Source organism: Mammaliicoccus sp. JADD-157, from assembly GCF_049310805.1.
GTDB classification, from domain to species: domain Bacteria; phylum Bacillota; class Bacilli; order Staphylococcales; family Staphylococcaceae; genus Mammaliicoccus; species Mammaliicoccus lentus.
On the sequence record NZ_JBMOVZ010000002.1, the window covers coordinates 171,773 to 195,033 of the forward strand.

The following is a 23,261-nucleotide window of genomic DNA, read 5'->3' on the forward strand; positions in this document are numbered from 1 at the left end:
TAAATTTCTTTTACATAAAACAAAATAAAAGTGTTGCAAACCTTTAAAGATTTGCAACACTCAATATTATTCTGTAATTTCACGGTCAGAAGATTTTTCAACATCTGTATTCGCATAAATTACAAATCCAACAAGTGCTGTAGCAATGACAGCGATAGCCATTAATATTAACATTTTACTGCCTCCTTATGCCACTCTATTTAATAATAATTTTACAATTTTACTTGAGTTCACGCAAGCAACTTTTAAGAATTCATCAAAAGTCACATCTGATTCTTTATCAGCTAAATCTGAAACTGCTCTTGTTACTATAATCGGAACTTCATATTGATAACAAGTTTGCGCAATAGCGCCAGCTTCCATTTCAACGACACTAGCTGTAGGGAATGTTTCTTTTATTACTTTTCTTTGTTCTAAAGAACCAATAAAACTATCAGCTGTTGCAACTTCTCCAACAACTCCGTTTAATTCTAATTCTTCAATTGTTGAACGCGCATTTTTAATTAAATGATTTTCTGTCGTATAAGATTCAGGCATACCAGGAACTTGTCCCATTTTATACCCAAATGCAGTAGCATTTACATCATGATAGTAAACTTTATTACTTATAATAATGTCACCTATATTTAAATTAGGATCAATAGCTCCAGCTGAACCAGTGTTAATAATTAGATCTGGTTTAAAATCATTAATCATTAAAGCGGTAGTAATTGCTGCGTTAACTTTACCAATACCACTTTGGGCAAGAACTATTTCTTTTCCTTCTAGATGTCCTTTATAGAATATAACATGTGCTTTTTTAATTGTTTCTTTATTTTCTATAGCGGATTTTAATATTTCAACTTCTTCTTCCATTGCTCCAATAATACCTATCATGTTAAATCACTCCATCATGTTCATTCTTATATATATTAACATAATAGACTTAATTATAGATATAAATTTAATTATTCCATAAATCTTGTAGACCTTGTAAAGATAAGACACCTGCTATCAATGTCGTTAATACAGCTATTACACCTATTACAAGCATCCAAGTTGGATGTCTATAATCTCCAACAATACTCTTTTTACGAGACGCTATTAAGATTGTTCCTAAAGTAACTGGTAATATTAATCCATTCATAGCACCTGCAATTATTAATAACTTAACTGGTTTACCAATCGTTAAGAAAATAATAGAAGAAATTACAATAAATAATATAATTACTAAGTTTTCATGGTTTTTAATTGATGGATGTAACGATTGTATAAAAGTCGTACTTGTATAAGCACAACCAATAACTGACGATAAAGCCGCTGCAAATAATACAACTCCAAAAACTTGTTTGCCAACTGGTCCTAGGACATGTTCAAATACCGATGCTGGAGGGTTATCTGGATTAAGTGTAAATCCAGTGACTACAACACCTAAAACAGCTAGAAATAAAAATGTTCTCATTACGCCTGTTGTTAAAATACCTGAAATTGCAGCTCTGTTAACAAAAGGAATGTAATGCTTACCAGTTATACCGGCCTCGAGTAATCTATGTGCTCCAGCAAATGTAATATAACCACCTACTGTACCACCAACTAATGTAATAATCGGTACTATCAGTTTATTAATATCATCTGGTACTATCATTTTTTGAGCTGCTTCCATTACAGGTGGTTTTGTTAAAACCATAACATATGCAACAATTGCTATCATTAGAACACCTAGTATTTGAGTAATGATATCTACAACTTTCTGTGCATTTCTAACAATAAATATTAATATTGCTAATACACCAGTTATACCGGCGCCTAACCGTACATCAATACCAAAAATTGCATTTAAACCTAGACCTGCACCTGCTACGTTACCAATGTTAAATGCAAGTCCACCAATAGCAATTAATATCGCAATAAATGTACCTAAACCTTTGAATACATCATTAGCAATATCTTGGCCGCCTTTACCGACTACAGTAATCACTCGCCATATATTAATTTGAGCACCAATGTCTATAATGATAGATGCTAAAATAGCAAAAGCAAAACTTGCCATAAACTGTTCCGTAAATACTGCCGTTTGCGTTAGAAACGCTGGGCCAATAGAAGATGTGGCCATCAAGAAAACGGCGCCCCATAGTATTCTACGATGTTTATTAGTGTATTCAAATGGTTTGCTTAAATCATCATACCCCTTTTGTTCTTTCATGTACATTCCTCCTAGTTTAACGCTTTAATCTCAATACCTTCAGATTTAAATTGCTTTATTATTTCTTTTACAAAATTTAAAGCATGTTCACCATCACCATGAACACAAATTGTATCTGCTTCTATATCTATTTCTTTACCATTTATAGATGTTACTTTCGATTCTTTAACCATTTTTAATACTTGGTTAACTGCTTGTTGCGTATCAGTTATTAGTGCACCATCTTTCTTTCTAGAAACTAATTGTCCATCGTCTTCATAAGCTCTATCAGCAAAAACTTCACTTTTATATTTAAGATCAAGACGCTTACAAGATTTAATAAGTTCACTGTTAGATAACCCTACGAGAAATAACTGGTCATCAAAGTCTTTTATAGCTTTAACAATAGCATCAGCTATCTTTGAATCCTTAGCACCCATTTGATACAAAGCGCCATGAGGTTTTACATGATAAAGTTTTGTATCATGTATTTTACAAAATGCTGACAGTGCACCTAATTGATAAATAATCAAATCATATACTTCTTGCGGTGTTACATCAATATTTCTTCTGCCAAACCCTATTAAATCTTGGAAGCCCGGATGTGCACCGATATGAATATTATGTTGTTTAGCAATTTCAACTGTTTGATTCATAACATGTTGATCACCTGCGTGAAAACCACATGCTACGTTTGCTGAAGTTATTAAAGGTAATATCGTTTCATCATCACCTAATTTATAATTACCAAAACTTTCGCCTAAATCACAATTTAAATCAACTTGCATGATTCCCATCTCCTTTATACTATTTTATGTTCATGTAAGAATTTTATTGTTATATCATTGTCTATGTAAGGTTGATAACTTAAGACTCGATACAAGAAATCTAATGTAGTAGGAAATCCTTCTATTACAGTTTCTTCTAGCGTACCTTTCATTTTTTCTATAGCTTCTTGACGATTAGCCCCTTTAACAAGTATTTTAGCAACTAATGAATCATAATAAGGCGGTATTTCATAGCCATTATATAACATGCTATCTATTCTTGTATTAAATCCATTAGGTAAGTGAAGCGCATTCACTTTACCAGCAGCCGGTCTAAATTTCTTTTCAGGATCCTCTGCATTAATTCGACATTCAATAACATGTCCATTAAAATTAATATCTTCTTGTTTGATTTTTAAATGTTCACCATTCGCCATTAATATCTGTTGTTTAATTAAATCAATGTCAGTTAATAGCTCTGTGACAGTATGTTCTACTTGAATTCTTGTATTCATTTCTAAGAAGTAATAACCATCGTCTGTCAATAAAAATTCTATTGTTCCTGCCCCTTCATAATCACAAGCTAATGCAGCTTTTACAGCATCTTCATGTAGTGAATCTCGTGTGTCTTTGTCTAAGGCGGCACAAGGTGCTTCTTCTATTAATTTTTGGTTCTTTCTTTGTATAGAACAATCTCTTTCACCTAAATGGATAGCTTCTTTATGTTTACTTCCTAAAACTTGTACTTCCACATGTCTTGCTTTATCTATAAATGCTTCGATATATACTCGTTTATCATTAAAATATTTTTCACCTTCAGATTGTGCTTCTTTAAAACATTTTTCTACTTCGGTTTCATCATTTACGATTCGAATACCTTTACCACCACCACCGCTGGCAGCTTTAATCACAAACGGATAATTAATTTCTTTAGCTATGTTTTTTGCATCAGCGACATCTGTAACCTCCCCAATAGATCCTGGAATAATTGGTACATCAGCATTATACATTGTTTCTCTAGCTTTAATTTTATCTCCCATCAAATCCATAGTGCTATAACTTGGACCTACAAATATAAGATTTTCTTCGTCTACTCTTTTTCTAAATGTAGTTGATTCAGATAAAAAGCCATAACCAGGATGTATTGCCTCAGCTTTACTCATTCTACACGCTTCTAAAATACGCTCGATATCCAAATAACTGTCTATAGATTGATTGGGTCCAATACAATACGCTTCATCTGCTAATTGTACATGTAAACTATCTTTATCTGCTTCTGAATAAATAGCTATCGTTGTGATGTTCATCATCCTGCAAGTCCTGATAATTCTAACAGCAATTTCTCCTCTATTAGCTATTAATAAACGTTTAATCATTACAATTCCCCTTTTTTACTTTAATGTAAAGATTGTTTGTCCGTATTCAACTGGTTCTCCATGGTCAATATGTATTTCTTCAATAACGCCATCTTCATCACTCGTTATTTCATTAAGAACTTTCATCGATTCTATATATCCAACTACTTGTCCTTTGTTTACTTTATCTCCTATATTAACTAATGGATTAGATAACGTTTCTTCATCTTGAAGATAAAAAGTACCAATAATTTCAGCATTTATAGATTTTGGTTCAGATTCTTCATTAGTATTTTGTTTAGTTGTTTCTTTAGGTTGTTGTACTACTTCTGAATTATGAGAATTTAAATCTAATTCAACTTGAAACTGTTCTTCTTTATATTTCATATAAGAAATATCATTCGTTTTCATTAAATTGATTAATTGTTCTACTTTTTCTATACTCATTTTTATTTCCCCTTTATTAATTGTCCTAATTTTTTAGATTTAGGTCTAATAAAATCTAATGATTTGAATTTTTTAATCTTTATTAGGTCTAAATCACGTTTCACCCTGTTTGAATATTCTTTGTATGATTCATTTGCTTCTTCGACTGAAATCCATTTAAATGTTATTTCATCATTTGCCTTTAATTGAGACAATCTTTCTCTGCCCACGAAACTAACTGTAGCTATCTTAGTGTAGCCACCTATTGTTTGTCTGTCGTTTAGAAGAATAATAGGTTGACCATTGCTTGGTATTTGGACGCTACCAGGTGCAATTGGTTCAGATATAATATCCGCACTTTCCAGATGTTCTAAGTTAGATTCTCCGATGATTCGATAGCCCATCCTATCTGACATATCCGAAATCTTATAAACTTGTTCTGTTAATAACCTTTTTGAAGCATCAGTAAACTGGTCGAATTGTAATCCTTTTATTATTGGTATAATACATTTTCCCTCGTCTTCTTCAACATTAAACTTATTACCTATGACGTCTTGGTTTAAATTTTTATCTTTAAAGCTTAAAGTGTCACCAGACTTTAATGTTCTACCTTTGTGCCCACCTATACCACTGCGTGTATGAGTTGATAAACTACCTAAAATAGAATCAATATTCAACAATTTATGAAAAGCTAAGTATCCTCTTGTTCCTTTAGTGATTTGCTTAATATTTAAAACTTGACCTTTATCTACAAAAATTGCGGTATTTACCGGTACAGTTAAATCATCTAAATATATTTCAGCGTCATATGCGACAAATGTAATAATGTTTGATTCTGAAAATTTTAATGTCGGACCATTTAAAGTAATTTCTAACACAGCTGAATTTTCATTATCTACCAAAGCAGTAGCTAGTTTATAAAAATATTGATTCATAACGCCAGCAACTGAAAAACCATCTTTTTCGTGTTTATACCTACCTAAATCTTGTACTGTTGTAAACAATCCAGGTTTTATTACTTTCATCTCACTTCACCAACTAACTGATTATAATCATACGTACCATCTAATATCTCTTTCTCAATTTTGTTATAAGTTTCTTCGTCTATTGATTCAAAAGAAATATAGTCTCCAGCTTCATATAAAATCATTGGATTACGATTTAAATTAAACACATCTATAGGCGTCCTACCAATAATTTGCCATCCCCCTGGAGATTCTTTAGGGTATAAACCAGTTTGGTTATTAGCAATCCCAACAGATCCGGCTGCGATTTTCTTTCTCGGTGTTTCCTTTCTCGGTGTATGTATTTTTTTGTCTAATCCACCTAAAAATGGAAATCCTGGTAAAAATCCTATAGCATATATTAAATATTGCCCACCAGTGTGAATATTAATAACATCCTCTTTTGTTATATTTGCATGATCTGCAACTGCATTTAAGTCTGGTCCATATTGCTCCCCATAAACAACTGGTAATGTAATGCACTTTTTAGATTGGTTAGATGATTTTTTAGTTTTTTCTATTTCGTTTAATTTCAAGTCTTCTAACAATTGCTCATATGTAAAATTCAAACCATCAAACTCAACCATAATAGAATTATACGAAGTTGTAACACTTAGTACACCTGGATGATTTAATTGTTCTAGTTTCATAGCTAAAAATGAAATTTTTTCTTTTACATCAGGATTAATTTCATTTTTATCATAAATCATGAAATGTGTTTCGCTAATCGCTTTTATATTCAATTTTACACCCCTTTTTATTAGCCATAATAATCAGACTATTTAAATTAATACTTCACTATAATAACATGAATTAAATCAAAACAAAAAGGCTGTTTATACATTTAATGGAAATGCGTAAACAGCCTTTTTATATTTTGTAAAAATATTTAGTCTATTTTTACTATTTTAACTTTCATTTCGTTACCATTTGGTAATGGAACTTTTACTTCTTGATTTAATTTTTTACCTATTAATGCTTTAGCAATTGGAGATTCGTTAGAAATTTTACCTTCAAATGGGTCTGCTTCAGCTGAACCTACTATTTTATAGCTTTCTTCTTCGTCGCCTGGTATTTCTGTAAAAGTAACTGTTCTACCAATTTGAATTTCATTTTTAGCACCATTATCTTCGATAATTTGAGCGTGACGAATCATATTTTCTATTTTTTGAATTTCTTGTTCAATAAAGCCTTGCTCGTCTTTTGCTGCATCGTATTCTGAGTTCTCAGATAAGTCGCCAAAGCTACGAGCAACTTTTATTTTTTCAACGACTTCTGGTCGTTTAACTGTTTTTAATTCTTCTAATTCTTGTTCTAATTTTTCAAAACCTTCCTGTGTCATAGGAAATTCTTTTTGTGTTTCCATTCTTCCATCTTCCTTTACTTTGTAATTATTTAGATATTTTGGACTAATGATTGAATCTTAGTCGTCATGATGTCTATCGCAACCTTATTACTACCACCCTCAGGGATAATGATGTCTGCATATTTTTTTGTAGGTTCTATAAATTGAATATGCATAGGTCTAACAACTGATAGGTATTGATCTATTACTGAATCCATTGTACGTCCACGCTCTTTAATATCTCTTGTTAAACGTCGAAGTATTCTAAGATCAGCGTCAGTATCAACATAAATCTTAACATCCATCAAATCTCTTAAATCTTCATTTTCTAAAGCGAATATACCTTCAAGTATAATTACATCTTTAGGTTCGAACCTAATTGTCTTATCACTTCTAGTATGATTTGAATAATCATAAGTTGGAACTTCAATTACATTTCCCTCTTTAAGATTTTTTAAATCATTCACTAACCTTTCGTTATCGAAAGCAAATGGATGATCATAATTTGTCTTCAACCTATCTTCAAAAGACATATGCGATTGATCTTTATAATAGTAATCTTGTTCAATTAAAGCAACACTATATCCATCTAAATCTTTCATTATCTCGGATGTTACAGAAGTTTTCCCTGAACCAGAACCCCCTGCAATACCTATTATTGTTGTCTTTCCCATCAAACTAATCCCTTTCTCATCATATTATTTGGGTATATTGGATGATCCACTTTAATTTGTAATATTTGTAGTGGATGTCTCGCTGCATCTAATTCCACGCCATCTTCGTCATATATTTTATCAATAACTTGTGTGAAATTATCAATTTCAGGTCCAAAGAATTCAATTTTCTGACCAGGCTTAAAATAATTTCTTTGTTGAATAGTTGCAATTTGTGATTCTGGGTCATAGTCTATCACTAAACCACAAAAATCAAAAGGTGTTTTTTTATTTGCTTCGCGGCCAAACATTTGCTCTTCAAAATGAGGGACACCTTCAAAGAATGCTGGAGCTGTATCTCTATTAGCACATTTATCAAGTTCAACTAACCATTCTGGATCAATTTTAAAGTTCTCTGGATCTTCAGCGTAGCTATCGATAACTTTTCTGTAAACGGATACAACTGTTGCGATATAGTGCATAGATTTCATACGACCTTCAATTTTTAAAGAATCAATACCGATGTCCATCATTTTAGGTATAGATTCGATTAATTTCAAGTCTTTTGGACTCATTGCAAACGGTGTTGTATCTTCATCGCCAAAATAAGGCTCTAATTCGCCATCTTCTTCAACTGTTATTAAATCATAATCCCAACGGCAACTTTGACAACAACCACCTCTATTTGAGTCTCTCGCTGTCATATGATTGCTTAATGTACATCTGCCAGAGTATGCAATACACATAGCACCGTGGATGAAAGTTTCTATTTCAATATCTACTTTTTCTTTCATTTCACGCATTTCTTCAGCACTAGTTTCACGAGCTAACACTACTCTTTCTAAGCCTTCTTCTTTCCAATATTGAACAGCGCGATAATTAGATAATGACTGTTGTGTACTTAAATGAATTTCTAAATTAGGCGCAACACGTTTACATGTTTCAATAATAAGTGGATCGGCAACTATTATGCCATGAGCACCTGTATTACTTAATCCTTTTAAGTAATCTTCCAAGCCTGGAATATTTTCATCATGAGCAAATATGTTTGTCGTAACGTATATTTTAGCACCATATTTATCAGCAAACTGAACACCTTCAGCTATCTCTTCCATAGTGAAATTATCAGCATTAGATCTCAACCCATATTCTTGTCCACCTAAAAAGACAGCGTCTGCACCATAATGGACAGCAATTTTTAATTTTTCTAAATTGCCTGCAGGTGCTAGTAATTCTGGTTTTTTCAATTTTGATTTACGACTAGCGCCAATAGGTTCTAATACTTTCATTTTAATCATTCCTTTAATCTAACTTAGTAAACTGTTTGTTTAAATAAGAAACCTTGATCCATTGGACGATGATCTTTTTGAACATCTTCAATAGGCTCTAATAACATAAATTTTTCATCTTCATACAATTCTGGGTCTTCGTTATATAAATCGATGGCTTGTCTATACTGCTCTGTAGCTACATTTATATATTCTTCTGTTTGTAAAACACCATCAATTTTTAAACTGTCAATATTTGCTTCTAATAGCTCTTCTAAATCTTCAATTAAACAAATATCATTAGGGCTCATAATATGCGTACCATTGCTATCTTCATAAATTGGATATTTATTACTTCGTTCTTCATCATACAATAGCATATCTTTATTTTCTTTTCTGTTTTCTATCTTCATTACTTTATCTTGATACATAAAGTAATTACCTAGCAGTTTACGTTTAGATTGGAACATACATGTCATTCCATGAACTTGCACTTCTATTTCCACATTGCTGTTTTTCTTTATTTCGATTACTTCTTCTATGCTTAGTTCACGTGCAAGAACTGCTCTATTAGCACCGCGTTCTCCCCAATAATTACATTGGAAATGATTTGTGACAATAGTTTCAGCATTCCAATTTAAAGGTATTGGGTTCTCTTGTTCTTTTACTGCCATCAATACTGCAGGATCTCCAAAAATAATGCGGTCAACGTTTAATTCATGTAATAAATCAATATATGCTTCTAGATCAGCTATATGTTCATTATGAAAAATAGCATTTACAGCTACATATGCTTTTTTACCATGTTCATGAATAATTTTAATAGCCTCACGTAATTCGGGTTCTTTAAATTCTCCTGCTAGTCTTAAGCCAAATTTTTCTTCACCAATGACAAACGCATCTGCACCTAATTCAATTAAAGTCTCAATGTGGTTGATTGACTTAGGCGTAACTAGTAATTCTGTCATACTTCTAACTCCTTTTTAGAAATAGCTATGCCATCTCCTACGTTCATTAAAGTTGTCTTATAGTCTTTGCGATTTATTAACCACTCATTATAATTTTTAACTTTTTTAACCATTTGTCTTACATTTCTACTTCTAACAATATCGATATCACTTACAAATCCATGATATAAAATATTATCAGTAATAATGACCCCATCATTTTTTAAAAATGGCTCATATAGTTCGAAAAACTTTTGTGATTGAGCCTTAGCTGCATCAATAAATATCATATCAAATTTAATTTCATTTGGAATGAATTTTTCTGCTTTTAAAGCATCGGCGAAAATGGGATGAACTTGATTTTCAAAACCATATTGTTTTATATTGCGAGCAGCTAGCTCATACATTTCTTCATTTCTTTCAATAGTCCAAACTTTAATATCGTTATGACATGAAGCGAAATGCATTGCACTATATCCAATAGCTGTACCAATTTCTAAAATATTTTTAGCTTCTTTTATTCTAATAATTTGTTTTACAAATTCGGTCGATATCTTATCCATAATTGGGACATTATGTTGAGCAGCATACGGTCTCAAATCATCAATTTGAGATGAGTTTTGAAATAACAATTGTTCAATATACTCTATATCTTTATCCATGTCATGACTTCCTTACACTTGAATATAATAAAAAACCCAACTAGTTTATATAACTAGTTAGTATGTCTCACTCATTTATTTATATGGTTTTATAAACATTAGATATTTTATCACATAATGACATAAATAGTAAGAGTAAATTTAAAACAAGAACGCTTATAATCAGTTTCAGCGTTCTTGCTTTAATATTTTATTTAGATTGGTTTTCTTTTTGTTCTTTTAAACTAGATGAGAATAATACTTTACCACTATTGTTTTTTGTAAAATAATAGTAATCCGTATCTGGTGGATTAATTGTTGTACTAGCTGTTTCTTCAGAAATATTGCTTATTGGTCCAATTGGAATACCCTTGTGTGTATAAGAGTTATATTTGGAGTCATTATTAAAGTCACTTTCTGACAAATCCTCATTTGGTTCTTTTCTAACTGCATATCTAACAGTCGCGTCAGAATCTAAAGCACTTTGCGGGTTATTTTCTATTCTGTTTATTAATAACGAAATATATCTTGATTTGTCAGTTATCTTCTTCATTTCCGACTCAACTATTGAAGATAATGTCATATATTCATGGAATGTAATTTCAGTTTCTTGGTAGTTTTTTGTTATCTTAAAAGCACCATTGTCTTTATATTTCTTAAATGTAGTGTCATAAGTATTCTTCAACATTTCATCTATAATATCATCTAATGATACATCACTTTCTGAATATTGATATGTATTCGGAGCTAAATACCCTTCTAAAGGATATCTAATATCTTTATTCATTATCTCGTCAGTTAACATGTCAGGATATTTTTTTTGGAATTTCTTTATGTAGTCTCTATCCCGCATTTTCTTCTTAAAAGTTTCTCTTGATATTGAAGTGTTCTCTTCTACTACTCCCGCTATTAGTTCAATTGTAGAACCTTCTTTTATTTCAAATTGAACAGCAGTTTTTAAATAAACTTTACCAGATTCTAAACTTTTCGCTATTTCTTTGAGCGTCATAGATGGCGAAAACTTATATTCACCTGCTTGAAAGCTAGAAATATTATTTAATTTTAAATAATATTTGAATGTCGTAGCGTTTCTTATAATATTTTTATCTGCAAGTTGGTGACTTAACGTTTCAGTCGTAGTATTTGGATTAACAGTTATGATGATTTTTTCATTGCTGTCAGCATTTACTGGTCTCGTATTTACTCCTGCAACAATTAACCCTATTAAAACTGTTAGTATAAATAATAAGAAAAGGATGACTAAAATCGTTAAACTTATATACTTAGATAACAACCTTGCATCTTTATAAATACTATTTTTCTTCATAAGCCACTTTTACTCCTTAGATAAATAAATTGTCCCTAATGATTATATCACATTAGGGACAAAGTGTACTATTACAAGTGAAGTTTAGATATCATCCATTTCAGTGTTTACGATTTCTTCAATCATATCCCACTCTTCATCTGTTTCAACTGGTAATAATTTTCCGCCTTCACCGTCATCATTAGCTTCATTAATCATTGGAATCAGTTCAATTTCTTCGTCTTGATCCGAACCTTCTTCTGCTAAGATGATATATTCTTTTTTGAATTCAGGATGGTAGAATTCTAACACTTTACGATAAAGAACTTCGTTATTATTCTCATCGATTAAAGTTAGTAATTCCTCTTCGTTATTAATTTCTAAATGTCCTTCATGATTTTGTTCACTCATTATTAATTCTCCTCTGTATGCGTTATTTAATAGAATCCAAATAACCTTGTAATATAAATACTGCAGCCATTTTATCTATTACTTTTTTTCTTTTTTTACGAGATACGTCCGCTTCAAGTAATGTTCGTTCAGCGCCGACAGTACTTAATCTTTCATCCCACAATTTCAACTTCAAATCAGGTCTTTTCTTCTCTAATAATTCTTTAAAGTAGATGGAAGCTTCACCACGTGGGCCGATTGAATTATTCATATTCTTAGGCAATCCAATAATGACAGTGTCAACATCATATTGATCTATAATTTTGATTAATTCATCAAAGCCAAAATCTTCTGTTTCTTCGTTAATTTGGAGTGTATCGATACCTTGAGCTGTCCATCCCATAGCGTCACTTACAGCTACACCTATAGTCTTACTTCCAACGTCTAAACCAATTATCCTCTTGTTAAGCATTGAATTCATTTTCTTGCTTTAAATAAGTTGATACTAGTTCTTCCATTATATCATCTCTGTCTAAGCGTCTTATTTGATTTCTAGCTTCATTGTGTCTAGGGATATACGCAGGATCACCAGAAAGTAAATATCCAACAATTTGATTCACTGGATTATATCCTCTTTCTTCTAAAGTGCGATAAACATTTTGTAGTACTGTTTTGACATCTTCTTTTGGAAATTCATCATAATTAAATTTCATTGTTTTATCAAAATTATTCATCTTTTTTTACACTCCTTAACTCCATTAACTTAGTATTAATTATATCATATTCCTTTAATACTTAAAATTATAGAGTTTTAATGTAGTTTTTAACAAACTGTAATGCTTCTGTTACTTTGGAAGGATCAGTACCGCCACCTTGTGCCATATCAGGACGACCGCCACCTTTACCATTTGTAATTTGAGCAGCTTCTTTAATGATATCTCCTGCTTTAACTTTATCTGTTAATGATTTTGGAACTGAAGCTACTAATGATACTTTTTCGCCGTTAACACTTGCTAACAACAATACGGTATCTTGCATTTTTGATTTATAGTCATCCATAATTGTTCTCAATACTTTTGGATTTTCTGCTTCAACTTGTGTAGACAATACTTTTATACCGTTAATTTCTTCTATACTTTCTTCAATATTACCTGTTTTTAAATCCGTAATAACTTTATTTTTATGTTGAAGTTCTTTTTCTAAGTCTTTAATTTGTTGTTGAATTTGATCAATTTTTTCTATTGTTCTATCTTGCTCTTTTACTTTAACATGACTCATTACATCGTTAAGAATTTGCTCTGTTTCTTTTAATGTTTCGTATGCTACCTTGCCAGTTACTGCTTCTATTCTTCTTACACCTGCACCAGTACCTGATTCTGAAACGATTTTAAACAATCCAATTTCGCTTGTGTTTTGGACATGTATACCACCACAAAGCTCAATAGAGAATGGCGACATATCTACAACGCGTACAATATCACCGTATTTTTCACCGAATAATGCCATTGCACCTTTTTCTTTAGCTTTATCGATAGACATTTCTTCAATTTGGACTGCAATGTTTTCCCAAATTTTTTCGTTCACTATTTGCTCTATTTGTTCTAATTCTTCAGCAGTTACTTGTCCAAAGTGAGAGAAATCAAATCTTAATCTTTCGCTTTCAACTAATGAACCAGCTTGGTTAACATGATTTCCTAATACTTCTTTTAATGCTGCATGTAATAAATGGGTAGCAGAATGATTTTTTGTAATACTTCTTCTTTCATCTTTATTTACAAATGCATCAACTGTAGTGCCTACATGAACTTGTCCAAATGTAACATGACCAGTGTGTAAGTTTTGACCATTTGGTGCTTTAGTAACTTCTGTCACTTCAATTTCGAATTGATCATGTCTAATGATTCCTGTATCGGCAACTTGTCCACCAGAAATTGCATAAAATGGCGTTTCTCTTAAAATAAATTGTATCGTTTCTCCACTTTCTGCTTCTTCACATATTTCGCCGTTTAGAATAATATCTGTAATTTCTGTTTGTATTTCTGTTTTATCATAACCAACAAATGTGCTCGGTGTTGTTAATTTACTCAACACTTCATTTTGAACTTGCATAGATTGCGTTTTTTGACGAGCTGCTCTTGCTCTTTCTCTTTGCTGACGCATTTCATCCGCAAAGCCTTCTTCATCTATTGATATACCTTCTTGAGTTGTGATTTCTTCTGTTAACTCAATTGGGAAACCGTAAGTATCATAAAGTTTAAATGCATCTGAACCTGATAATATATGATTATTCTCTTTAGCTTTAAGCATCATCGTGTTAAGAATCGCAAGACCTTCTTCTAAAGTTTCATGGAAACGGTCTTCTTCTGATTTAACTACTTTCTTGATGAAATCGCTTTGTTCTTTTACATTTGGATAGTATGGTTCCATTATTTCTGCAACAATATCAACTAGTTTATATAAGAATGGTTCATTAATTTTTAAACTTTGGCTAAAACGTACTGCTCTTCTTAATAACCTTCTTAATACGTATCCACGACCTTCGTTAGCAGGTAGTGCGCCATCACTAATAGCAAAACTAATCGTTCTAATATGATCAGAAATAACTTTGAATGCTGTATCTTGTTCTTTATTTTCTCGATATTTCAAACCACTAATAAGTTCTACTTGTTCAATAATTGGAATAAATAAATCAGTATCATAGTTTGTTGGAACATCTTGAGCAATAGATGTCATTCTTTCTAGACCCAATCCCGTATCAATATTTTGATTAGGTAATGGTGTATATGTGTGATCACTATTATGGTTAAACTCACTGAATACTAAATTCCAAACTTCTAAGTAACGCTCGTTTTCTCCACCTGGATACATTTCTTCTTCAGGATCTTCTTGTCCATATGTTTCACCGCGGTCATAAAAGATTTCAGTATTAGGTCCAGACGGTCCTTCACCTATATCCCAGAAATTACCTTCGATTCTAATGATTCTACTCTCTTCCAAACCAATCATGTCATGCCACAAATCATAAGCTTCTGTATCTTCCGGATGTATCGTAACGTACAGTTTTTCAGGATCCATAGCCATCCAACGTTCGCTTGTTAAAAACTCCCATGCATATTGAATAGCTTCTTTTTTGAAATAGTTACCAATTGAGAAATTACCTAACATTTCAAAGAATGTATGATGTCTTGCTGTAAACCCTACATTTTCAATATCGTTTGTACGAATTGCCTTTTGAGCGTTAACAATTTTAGGATTTTTAGGTATTTCACGGCCATCGAAATATTTCTTCAATGTCGCAACCCCAGAATTTATCCATAATAACGTATCATCATCGATAGGTACTAAAGGTGCTGATGGTTCAACCATATGCCCTTTTTCTACGAAGAAATCAATGTACATCTGTCTTATTTCACTAGCTTTTAAATTTTTCATTCAAATCACTCCTCAAAATAAATAAAAAACGCCCATCCCTAAAAAAGGGACGAACGTATCGCGGTACCACCCTAGTTATGACACAATGTCATCACTTTAAGTTTATTTGATTATAGTTCAAAGAAGCAGCGTTCAATAAATAATGTCATGTTTTTCACCAACCAACATGTCTCTCTAAGCGATTATTTATTTACTCCTCTTCTTTTCGTATTCTATTTGATTATAAGCAGAGTTATTTTGTATGTCAATTATTTCATGAAGTCATAAGGTGTTTTATTTTGCATGTTTATCATTGGATCAACTTCATACATATTTTCTTCTGTCAGTATCAAATTTTTAATTTCAGTTGGTTCCTCTGTATCATCATTACTAAAATACAGTTTAAGTTTTGTATCGAAAGATGTCATACGTCCATTTCCTAATGTTTTAATACCTTGGTTAAAAGCATTTTCCTCACCACAGACAACTAAAGACTGTTTTGCTCTTGTTAAACCAGTATATAAAATGTTTTTCTGTAACATTCTAAAGTATTGTCTAACAATCGGCATGATTACAATCGGAAATTCCGAGCCTTGTGATTTATGAATTGAACAACAATATGCATGTGTAACCTCTGATAAATCTTGTTTCGTGTAAGTTATTTCATTTCCTTCATAATCAACGATAATAACATCTTTCCCTAAAGCATTTTCTTCAGCTTTATATACGCCTATAACAACACCAATATCACCATTAAACACGTTATCGTCCGGTCTATTAATAAGCTGTAGTACTTTATCCTGTTCACGATACTCTACTTCACCATATTGTAAAAACCTTGTTTCTTCCGTTTTAGGATTTAAAATGTCTTGAAGTAATTGATTTAACTTATTGATACCTGCTGGACCACGGTATATTGGCGCAAGAACTTGAATATCTTGCATATTATATCCTTTTTTAACTGCACCTTGAACAACTTTTTCAACGACTGAAGCAATTTGGTTACTGTTACAACTGATAAATGAGCGGTCATGATGTTTTTCATTAATAGAAACTGGAATATTATTTTTAATTTTATGTGCTAAATCAATGATTGATGAACCTTCTTGTTGCCTATATACTTCTGTTAAGTTCACACGTGGAATGACTTTTGAATCAATTAAATCTTTGAATATTTGACCAGGTCCAACTGAAGGTAATTGATCTTCATCACCTACAAAAATAATTTGCGCATAATCAGGTACAGCTCTTAAAAATTGATACATTAACCATGTATCAACCATAGACATTTCATCCAATATAATTAAATGAGCATGTATATCATTATCTAATACATCATCAGGTTGAGTATCTTTACTCCAACCTATCAATCTATGAATAGTCATGGCTTCTAAACCAGTTGATTCACTTAATCTTTTAGCTGCTCTTCCTGTTGGAGCTGCTAAAACTATTGGAAAGTCAGTTCCTTCTTGATAATCATCATAATCCAAACTAACGCCATGAATTTCAGAATATAGCTCACATATTCCTCTTATAACAGTCGTCTTACCTGTACCAGGTCCACCTGTTAATAACATCATTTTATTATTGATGGCTGTTTCGAGTGCATTCTTCTGCCCTTCAGCATAAGAAACGTCATTCATGTCTTCTATTTCACCAATATGGAGTTGTAAATCACTTTTTTCTATTTCTTTTAAATCTTCTTGGTGTTGATACAATCTATGCATAATTTGAACACTTTTAGCTTCTGAATAATATAAAGATGGCATAAAACAATTATTTTCTTCTATTATAATTTTACTTTCTTCACTCATCTCAACGATAACATCATTAATTTGTTCTTTTGCTACAACTTCAGATTGGTTATGATTTAATAATTCATATGCACCATTAATTAAAATATCAATCGGTAAAAATGTATGACCGTTTTGTAACGATTGCTGATCTAAATAGTAATTCACACCCGCCACAACACGTTCATTATGGTCTTTTGAAATACCAATTTGTTCAGCGATTTGGTCTGCTCTTTGAAAACCAATACCATTTATATCCATAACTAATCGATAAGGAGACTGTTTTATGATGTTCATTGTTTCTTCTTTATACGTTTGATAAATACTCATGGCTAGTTTAGGTCCAAACCCTAATTCATTTAACTTTATCATTATGCGTTCTATCGCTTGATTTTCTCTTATAGATTCTACTATAGTACTACGTTTTTGTTTGTTTAATTTAGGTATTTCTTCTAATACATCTGGATCATCCAATATTTTTTGTAGTGCATTTTCACCCAATTTATTGACGATTGTCTCTGCAGTTTTCTTACCTATTCCTTTAAATAAATCACTGGACAAATAATGAATGACACCTTGTTTCGTTTGAGGTAATTCTTTCTCGAAAGTGTCAGCTTGAAGTTGCTTTCCATATTTAGGATGTTCAATAACCTTACCTTTAAAAAGATAAGTATCACCTTCTACAATTTGAGGAAAGTACCCTACTATAGTGACTTCATGGTCAAAATCTTCATTTGAATCCATCACATCAACTTTTATAACAGTGTAATAGTTATCACTATTTTGAAATAATATTCTAATAACTTCTCCTTTAACATGTGAAAGATCAAATAAAGATAAATTTTCCAATGCTAGTCCTCCTCTGACATTTGTTCAAACATTTTAATTGCGTGTCCACTTAATAAATGGTCCGGTTGTATCTCTACTGCTTTATTGAAGTATTGTAACGCTTCTTCAGCATCTTCATTTTTCATATATTTTGCTAATCCTAAATTATATAATGCATCCACATGTTGTGGATCTTTTTCAAGCACATTTTCTAATTGCGTAATGGCTTCTCCAAACATTTCTACTTGGCAAAGTGTTAAACCATATTGAAAAGCTATTTCTAAATCATCTGGATTTAGTTCATGAGCTCTCATAACGTATGGCATTGCTTCAGTATGTGCTCCTAATTCGTTAAAACACATGCCTAACATAAAGTTAGTATCTGAATCATTTAAACCTTTTTGAATAGCAAATTGATATAGTTTAACAGCTTCATCAAATCTTTGTTGATTGTAATATAAATTCGCTAAACTATAATATGCGCCACCGTGCTCTTCATTTATAGTAATAGCTTTTTGGAAGAATTTTTCTGCTTTTTCTAGTTCATCCGCTTCTGCCAAAATAGTACCCGCATTAATGTAATTCGTCACTTCATTTGGATTCTCTTCTATATTTTCAAATAAACATTTGAGTGCTTCATCAAATTTTTTATTTTCTATTAATTCTAAGATTTCATTTTCGTTATGCATGATTTAACTCCTTTAAAATTATCATTGACTAACATTATAACAAAATTAAAAAGAGGTGTATCTTAAAAGATATCACCTCTAAAAATTTTATACCATATAGTCTAATTGCTTTTCAGTTTTATATACTTCATCAATTGTAGCGCCACCTAAACAAACTTCACCATCATATAATACGACAGCTTGTCCAGGTGTAATTGCTCTTACTGGTTCTTCAAAAATGACTTTAATTTGGTTATCTGAAATTTTTTCTACTGTAACATTTGTATCTTTTTGCCTATATCTAAATTTTGCAGAACACTGAATTGGTGTGCTGAAATCTAATTCATTGATGAAAGAAATATCAGAAGCGATTAAGTAATCACTATATAAAGCTTCATGGTGAAAGCCTTGTTCAACATATAACACATTATCTTTAAGGTTTTTACCTACAACAAACCATGGATCTCCGTCTCCGCCAATTCCTAGACCATGTCTTTGTCCAATTGTATAATACATTAAACCAGTATGTTCTCCCATATCTACGCCATCAAGTGTTTGCATTTTACCATTTTGAGCAGGTAAATATTGAGATAAAAATGTTTTAAAGTTTTTTTCGCCGATAAAACAAATACCTGTAGAATCTTTCTTTTTTGCAGTTGCTAAATCTTGTTCTTCTGCAATTTTTCGTACTTCACTTTTTTCTAATTCTCCTAATGGGAACATAACTTTAGAAAGTTGTTCTTCAGTTAATTGGTTTAAGAAATAAGTTTGGTCCTTATTATTGTCTATGCCTCTAAGCATTTCTACTTTATCGCCATCGCGTCTTACACGAGCATAATGTCCTGTAGCAACATAATCTGCTCCAAGTTTTAAAGCATGGTTTAAAAATGCTTTGAATTTAATTTCTTTATTACACATAACATCAGGGTTTGGTGTTCTTCCTTTTTTATACTCATCTAAGAAATACGTAAACACTTTATCCCAATATTCTTTTTCAAAATTTACTGCATAATAAGGAATATCTAGTTGGTTACATACTGCAATAACATCATTATAGTCTTCAGTAGCTGTACAGACACCATTTTCATCAGTGTCATCCCAATTTTTCATAAATATGCCTACGACATCATAACCTTGTTCTTTTAATATATGCGCAGTTACAGAACTATCTACGCCCCCGCTCATACCTACGACTACACGGGTAGATTGATTATTCATTTTCTTCCTCCTTAAATTGATGATATATTTTCATAATTGCACTTACAATATAGTTAATCTCTTCTTCAGTTGTCTCTAATCCAAAACTAAATCTTATAGATTTTTTCGTTCTTTCTTCATCGCCAAACATCGCTTGTAGTACATGAGATGGTAGTGTAGATCCAGCTGTACAAGCAGAACCACTTGAAACATAAATATTAGACATATCCAATAACGTAAGCATTGTTTCAACTTCTATAAATGGAAAGTATAAATTCGTTATATGGCCGGTTGTATCTGTCATACTTCCATTAAGTTCAAATGGTATCGCATTTTGTTGTAATCCTACGATTAAATTTTGCTTTAAATTCATTAAGTGTACATTGTGATAATCCATATTTTCATTAGCTTCAATTAAAGCCATTGCCATTCCACAAATATAAGGAACATTCTCAGTACCTGCTCTTCTCTTTAGTTCTTGTTCTCCACCTTGAATAAATGTATTAAACTGAATATCCTTTTTAACAAGCAAAGCACCTATACCTTTTGGACCACCAAATTTATGAGCTGTAATACTTAGCATATCCATAGGCATTTCATTAAAATCAATAGGCATATGTCCAATTGCTTGAACAGCATCGACATGGAATGTAATTTCTTGTTCTTCAATTATTTCGGCAATCTCATATAAAGGTTGAACAGTTCCAACTTCATTATTAACGAGCATAATTGAAATTAATGTTGTATCTGGTCTAATGCTCTCTTTTAAATGTTCTAAATCTACAACACCATTTGGATGAACATCTAAATAAGTGACTTCAAATCCTTCACGCTCAAGTTCTTCAAAGACATGCAATACAGAATGATGCTCTATACTGCTTGTGATAATATGCTTTCCTTGATTTTCTTTTTTTCTCGCAACGCCTTTTATTGCCGTATTGTTTGCTTCTGTCGCACCACTTGTAAATATAATTTCATTTGGTTGAGACCCTAAAATTGATGCAATATCTCTTCTCGCTTGATCTAAATATTTCCTCCCATCTCTACCTATAGAATGTATAGAAGATGGATTTCCATAATGCTCTGATAATATTTCTGTTATTTTTTCAGTAACAATAGGTTTTACTGGCGTGGTCGCTGCATAATCTGCATATACTTTCATCTTGAACGTCCTTTCTTAGTTTTCAATGTCACTATTCTAGCACCATTTTATAAAATTGACTAGAAGTCTGTTTCTTTATTTCTTTCATCTGTATATTGCTCTAATATTTTTAACTCATCCTTCATCGATTCAGCATCAATAGGTGTATTAATAGATACATTTTCATGAATGAGCTTATAGTTTTCAATCTTCCAAACTTGGTCTCTTATTTCATCTTTAAAAATTTCATCATGCGACACAATAATTACTGCACCATTAAAACTTTGAATTAATTGTATGATTTTCTCTTGCATACCAATATCAAAATAATTAGTTGGTTCATCTAAAATTAAGATGTGTGGGTTAGAAAAATATAATTTTACAAATTGTAATCTGCACTTTTCTCCCATTGATAACTGACGAACTTTATCATTCATCCTGCTCTTATCAAAATAAAAACTCGCTAAAATAGTCCTCGCGTCTGTTATCGTCATATTCTCAATATCCATAACTTCTTCTAATACCGAGTTATTTGGATTTAAATTTTGAAAATCTTGAGAGAAGTATCCTATGTCTAAGTCTGGGTGCTTTTTGACAGCTCCACTCATTGGTAATAAGTTACCTAAAATTAATTGTATCAATGTAGATTTACCGGACCCATTTTTACCTTCTATAATTACAGTTTGATTTCTCTTTATTTCAAAATAAGTGTCTTTAAAAATTTCACGACTCTTATATGAAAATGAAACATTTTCGAATCGTACTAAATAATGTGATTTAAATTCATTATTTTCTATAGAAAAGGATTTATTTTCTTCTAACGGATTATCAGATTTTGATTCTTCTAATTTACGATTTAACTGATGTTCTTTTGACTTAAACCTTTTAGCTAATTTACTTAATTGTTTTTGAGCATATGGACTACGAACAGAAGCTTTCTGAGCAGCGCTTTGATACCATTCTTTGTATTTCTTAATACTTTCTTCTATTGCTTTTTGTTCTTTCTGTTCTTTTTCATATTTTAATTTTTCTGTTTCAATTTCAATATCTTTTTGATTTTTATAATCATCATAATGACCTGAATATCGAGTTGCACCATCTTTTGTGAGTTCTAAAATAGCATCTGGTGTTTCATTTAAAAACTCTCTATCATGCGAAACGAATAGAATAGCTCTTTGTTCTGATTTAAAAGTTTTTATTAACCACACTTTCATCTCTTTATCCATATGGTTAGTTGGTTCGTCTATTAATAATAATGGTGCATCTGATAAAATAACTTTTAAAAATGCGACTTTAGTTTGCTCACCACCACTTAAAGTGCCTATCTTTTGCTCAAAATGCGTTGATGATAATCCTAATTTATTTCCTTCAATAATAATGTTATTTTCAACGTCATATCCGTCTAATTCTATATAACTATTTAAAGAGTCAATGTCAGATAAATCTTTTCTCAATTCAACTAACTTTGGATATGCAGACATGACATAATCCATAACATCAATATCATCATGTTTACTTAAATCTTGTTCCATCATAGCTGTATCAATCAATTCATTTTTATGAATATGATGTAATAGCGTAGATTTACCAACACCATTAACGCCGATAATGGCTAAATGTTCATGGTCTTCGATATGAAATGACAAACGTTTTATAAGCTGTTTATTCTCAATTTCTAATGGTTTTTCTTCAAATAAAAATAGCATAATGTTGCCTCCCGACCCATGTATTACACATACAAGGACGCACCATTACACTATTCTCAGTAATGGTGGCTTACAATATTTAGACATATTTATCCAATCATCATTGTGTAATACAATGGTATTTTTACGTAATCAAATTAAGTGCGTAAAAATTATTGGATGTCCATGTCTAATATTGATGCCACCTTTCGCTAAATTTTCATATATTATAACGAGAAATTTTACATTAGTCAACTTTTAATGAGCAATTTCAT

General features: G+C 31.5%; 22 protein-coding genes and 1 other annotated feature. All 22 genes read right to left on the minus strand.

Features of this window, described 5'->3' with window-relative positions; all coding sequences use genetic code 11:
• Nucleotides 1-186: 186 nt before the first annotated feature.
• The 22 genes from ACO6VN_RS07395 to sal(B) all read right to left on the minus strand — a co-directional run bounded on the left by ACO6VN_RS07395 (nt 187) and on the right by sal(B) (nt 23,007).
• Nucleotides 187-876 carry a 5'-methylthioadenosine/adenosylhomocysteine nucleosidase gene (locus ACO6VN_RS07395; protein WP_194201305.1) on the minus strand — a complete coding sequence of 230 codons (690 nt, stop codon included), beginning with the start codon at nt 874-876 and terminating at the stop codon, nt 187-189.
• Nucleotides 877-943: 67 nt separating this feature from the next.
• The gene (locus tag ACO6VN_RS07400) at nt 944-2,182 is read right to left on the minus strand and encodes an NRAMP family divalent metal transporter (protein WP_422404434.1); all 1,239 of its coding nucleotides are present in this window, start codon (nt 2,180-2,182) and stop codon (nt 944-946) included.
• An 11-nt stretch (nt 2,183-2,193) separates the two neighbouring features.
• Nucleotides 2,194-2,949 (minus strand): 5-oxoprolinase subunit PxpA, encoded by a 756-nt coding sequence (gene pxpA / locus ACO6VN_RS07405; protein ID WP_228086202.1) that lies wholly within the window; start codon nt 2,947-2,949, stop codon nt 2,194-2,196.
• A 14-nt stretch (nt 2,950-2,963) separates the two neighbouring features.
• Nucleotides 2,964-4,304 (minus strand): acetyl-CoA carboxylase biotin carboxylase subunit, encoded by a 1,341-nt coding sequence (locus ACO6VN_RS07410; protein WP_216683375.1) that lies wholly within the window; start codon nt 4,302-4,304, stop codon nt 2,964-2,966.
• 15 nt (nt 4,305-4,319) lie between these two features.
• On the minus strand, nt 4,320-4,730 hold the full coding sequence (locus tag ACO6VN_RS07415) for an acetyl-CoA carboxylase biotin carboxyl carrier protein (RefSeq protein WP_194201307.1): 411 nt from the start codon (nt 4,728-4,730) through the stop codon (nt 4,320-4,322).
• Nucleotides 4,731-4,732: 2 nt separating this feature from the next.
• Nucleotides 4,733-5,734, minus strand: coding sequence for a biotin-dependent carboxyltransferase family protein (locus ACO6VN_RS07420; protein WP_194201308.1), 1,002 nt, complete (start codon nt 5,732-5,734; stop codon nt 4,733-4,735).
• Nucleotides 5,731-6,456, minus strand: a complete 726-nt coding sequence (gene pxpB, locus ACO6VN_RS07425; RefSeq protein WP_194201309.1) for a 5-oxoprolinase subunit PxpB — start codon at nt 6,454-6,456, stop codon at nt 5,731-5,733. The genes ACO6VN_RS07420 and pxpB overlap by 4 nt, the downstream gene beginning before the upstream one ends.
• Before the next feature lie 146 nt (nt 6,457-6,602).
• Complete coding sequence (greA, locus tag ACO6VN_RS07430; protein ID WP_194201310.1) at nt 6,603-7,079, minus strand: transcription elongation factor GreA; 477 nt, start codon at nt 7,077-7,079, stop codon at nt 6,603-6,605.
• A gap of 29 nt (nt 7,080-7,108) precedes the next feature.
• Complete coding sequence (udk, locus tag ACO6VN_RS07435) at nt 7,109-7,732, minus strand: uridine kinase (RefSeq protein ID WP_016998522.1); 624 nt, start codon at nt 7,730-7,732, stop codon at nt 7,109-7,111.
• Nucleotides 7,732-9,000, minus strand: coding sequence for a peptidase U32 family protein (locus ACO6VN_RS07440; RefSeq protein WP_194201311.1), 1,269 nt, complete (start codon nt 8,998-9,000; stop codon nt 7,732-7,734). The genes udk and ACO6VN_RS07440 overlap by 1 nt, the downstream gene beginning before the upstream one ends.
• 23 nt (nt 9,001-9,023) lie before the next feature.
• On the minus strand, nt 9,024-9,947 hold the full coding sequence (locus ACO6VN_RS07445) for a peptidase U32 family protein (RefSeq protein ID WP_016998520.1): 924 nt from the start codon (nt 9,945-9,947) through the stop codon (nt 9,024-9,026).
• A complete protein-coding gene (locus ACO6VN_RS07450; protein WP_064204508.1) occupies nt 9,944-10,588 on the minus strand; it encodes an O-methyltransferase in 645 nt (214 codons plus the stop codon). Before ACO6VN_RS07450 ends, ACO6VN_RS07445 begins: the two co-directional genes overlap by 4 nt.
• 190 nt (nt 10,589-10,778) lie before the next feature.
• Entirely contained in the window at nt 10,779-11,894 is a 1,116-nt protein-coding gene (gene mltG, locus ACO6VN_RS07455; RefSeq protein WP_070045748.1) for an endolytic transglycosylase MltG, read from the minus strand.
• A gap of 84 nt (nt 11,895-11,978) precedes the next feature.
• On the minus strand, nt 11,979-12,284 hold the full coding sequence (locus ACO6VN_RS07460; RefSeq protein ID WP_016998517.1) for a DUF1292 domain-containing protein: 306 nt from the start codon (nt 12,282-12,284) through the stop codon (nt 11,979-11,981).
• 22 nt (nt 12,285-12,306) lie between these two features.
• Nucleotides 12,307-12,735, minus strand: a complete 429-nt coding sequence (ruvX, locus tag ACO6VN_RS07465) for a Holliday junction resolvase RuvX (RefSeq protein ID WP_016998516.1) — start codon at nt 12,733-12,735, stop codon at nt 12,307-12,309.
• Nucleotides 12,728-12,997 (minus strand): IreB family regulatory phosphoprotein, encoded by a 270-nt coding sequence (locus ACO6VN_RS07470; RefSeq protein ID WP_016998515.1) that lies wholly within the window; start codon nt 12,995-12,997, stop codon nt 12,728-12,730. The genes ruvX and ACO6VN_RS07470 overlap by 8 nt, the downstream gene beginning before the upstream one ends.
• A 67-nt stretch (nt 12,998-13,064) precedes the next feature.
• The gene (gene alaS, locus ACO6VN_RS07475; protein WP_422404435.1) at nt 13,065-15,695 is read right to left on the minus strand and encodes an alanine--tRNA ligase; all 2,631 of its coding nucleotides are present in this window, start codon (nt 15,693-15,695) and stop codon (nt 13,065-13,067) included.
• 42 nt (nt 15,696-15,737) lie between these two features.
• Nucleotides 15,738-15,905 (minus strand) — a binding site (T-box leader).
• A 38-nt stretch (nt 15,906-15,943) separates the two neighbouring features.
• Entirely contained in the window at nt 15,944-18,316 is a 2,373-nt protein-coding gene (locus ACO6VN_RS07480; RefSeq protein ID WP_422404436.1) for an ATP-dependent RecD-like DNA helicase, read from the minus strand.
• 2 nt (nt 18,317-18,318) lie between these two features.
• On the minus strand, nt 18,319-18,984 hold the full coding sequence (locus ACO6VN_RS07485; protein WP_216683371.1) for a tetratricopeptide repeat protein: 666 nt from the start codon (nt 18,982-18,984) through the stop codon (nt 18,319-18,321).
• A gap of 87 nt (nt 18,985-19,071) precedes the next feature.
• Nucleotides 19,072-20,181 (minus strand): tRNA 2-thiouridine(34) synthase MnmA, encoded by a 1,110-nt coding sequence (mnmA, locus tag ACO6VN_RS07490; protein ID WP_216683370.1) that lies wholly within the window; start codon nt 20,179-20,181, stop codon nt 19,072-19,074.
• The gene (locus ACO6VN_RS07495) at nt 20,174-21,322 is read right to left on the minus strand and encodes a cysteine desulfurase family protein (RefSeq protein ID WP_216683369.1); all 1,149 of its coding nucleotides are present in this window, start codon (nt 21,320-21,322) and stop codon (nt 20,174-20,176) included. The genes mnmA and ACO6VN_RS07495 overlap by 8 nt, the downstream gene beginning before the upstream one ends.
• A 59-nt stretch (nt 21,323-21,381) precedes the next feature.
• Nucleotides 21,382-23,007: an ABC-F type ribosomal protection protein Sal(B) gene (gene sal(B) / locus ACO6VN_RS07500; protein ID WP_194201316.1), complete on the minus strand. Its 1,626-nt coding sequence runs from the start codon at nt 23,005-23,007 to the stop codon at nt 21,382-21,384.
• Nucleotides 23,008-23,261 lie beyond the last annotated feature (254 nt).

Bases quoted from the DNA above. Each gene is read 5' to 3' on its own strand.
- ACO6VN_RS07395 (WP_194201305.1), bottom strand. From the start codon at position 876: ATGATAGGTATTATTGGAGCAATGGAAGAAGAAGTTGAAATATTAAAA.
- ACO6VN_RS07400 (WP_422404434.1), bottom strand. From the start codon at position 2,182: ATGAAAGAACAAAAGGGGTATGATGATTTAAGCAAACCATTTGAATAC.
- pxpA (WP_228086202.1), bottom strand. From the start codon at position 2,949: ATGCAAGTTGATTTAAATTGTGATTTAGGCGAAAGTTTTGGTAATTAT.
- ACO6VN_RS07410 (WP_216683375.1), bottom strand. From the start codon at position 4,304: ATGATTAAACGTTTATTAATAGCTAATAGAGGAGAAATTGCTGTTAGA.
- ACO6VN_RS07415 (WP_194201307.1), bottom strand. From the start codon at position 4,730: ATGAGTATAGAAAAAGTAGAACAATTAATCAATTTAATGAAAACGAAT.
- ACO6VN_RS07420 (WP_194201308.1), bottom strand. From the start codon at position 5,734: ATGAAAGTAATAAAACCTGGATTGTTTACAACAGTACAAGATTTAGGT.
- greA (WP_194201310.1), bottom strand. From the start codon at position 7,079: ATGGAAACACAAAAAGAATTTCCTATGACACAGGAAGGTTTTGAAAAA.
- udk (WP_016998522.1), bottom strand. From the start codon at position 7,732: ATGGGAAAGACAACAATAATAGGTATTGCAGGGGGTTCTGGTTCAGGG.
- ACO6VN_RS07440 (WP_194201311.1), bottom strand. From the start codon at position 9,000: ATGAAAGTATTAGAACCTATTGGCGCTAGTCGTAAATCAAAATTGAAA.
- ACO6VN_RS07445 (WP_016998520.1), bottom strand. From the start codon at position 9,947: ATGACAGAATTACTAGTTACGCCTAAGTCAATCAACCACATTGAGACT.
- ACO6VN_RS07450 (WP_064204508.1), bottom strand. From the start codon at position 10,588: ATGGATAAAGATATAGAGTATATTGAACAATTGTTATTTCAAAACTCA.
- mltG (WP_070045748.1), bottom strand. From the start codon at position 11,894: ATGAAGAAAAATAGTATTTATAAAGATGCAAGGTTGTTATCTAAGTAT.
- ACO6VN_RS07460 (WP_016998517.1), bottom strand. From the start codon at position 12,284: ATGAGTGAACAAAATCATGAAGGACATTTAGAAATTAATAACGAAGAG.
- ruvX (WP_016998516.1), bottom strand. From the start codon at position 12,735: ATGCTTAACAAGAGGATAATTGGTTTAGACGTTGGAAGTAAGACTATA.
- ACO6VN_RS07470 (WP_016998515.1), bottom strand. From the start codon at position 12,997: ATGAATAATTTTGATAAAACAATGAAATTTAATTATGATGAATTTCCA.
- alaS (WP_422404435.1), bottom strand. From the start codon at position 15,695: ATGAAAAATTTAAAAGCTAGTGAAATAAGACAGATGTACATTGATTTC.
- ACO6VN_RS07485 (WP_216683371.1), bottom strand. From the start codon at position 18,984: ATGCATAACGAAAATGAAATCTTAGAATTAATAGAAAATAAAAAATTT.
- mnmA (WP_216683370.1), bottom strand. From the start codon at position 20,181: ATGAATAATCAATCTACCCGTGTAGTCGTAGGTATGAGCGGGGGCGTA.
- ACO6VN_RS07495 (WP_216683369.1), bottom strand. From the start codon at position 21,322: ATGAAAGTATATGCAGATTATGCAGCGACCACGCCAGTAAAACCTATT.